Source organism: Pleomorphochaeta sp. DL1XJH-081 (assembly GCF_049310885.1).
Lineage (GTDB): Bacteria > Spirochaetota > Spirochaetia > Sphaerochaetales > Sphaerochaetaceae > CAYZJV01.
Window position 1 is genome coordinate 1 of sequence record NZ_JBMDYO010000091.1, and the last position, 274, is coordinate 274.

Annotated in this window: 1 protein-coding gene; it reads right to left on the bottom strand. The window is 49.3% G+C overall.

The genetic code is table 11. The features are described 5' to 3' along the window. Positions 1-274: hypothetical protein (locus tag ACODJP_RS14015; protein WP_422482545.1), on the bottom strand; the 274-nt coding region annotated here is incomplete at both ends.

Genomic DNA, 274 nt, shown 5'->3' on the forward strand with positions numbered 1-274 from the left:
GTTTGGTTTGGTTAGTAGTAGGAAAACGGAAGTCTGCAGGTGCTGTCTCAAGCTTTAGCTCAGGAGTTTCGTCAGATTCTTCTTGGTCTGCTGAGTCCCCAGATTCAGCAACTTCACTGTTCTCTTCAGCGGGAGCTGAGTCGGGACTGTCAGCAGTGTCACCAGCAGGGCTGGATTCCTTACTTTCTTCAGCAGCATTAGCGGCTTCAACACCCTCTCCAGCAACAGGAGGGCCTTCAGTTTTAACAGCACTTGTTATTTCCTCAGTTTTGTC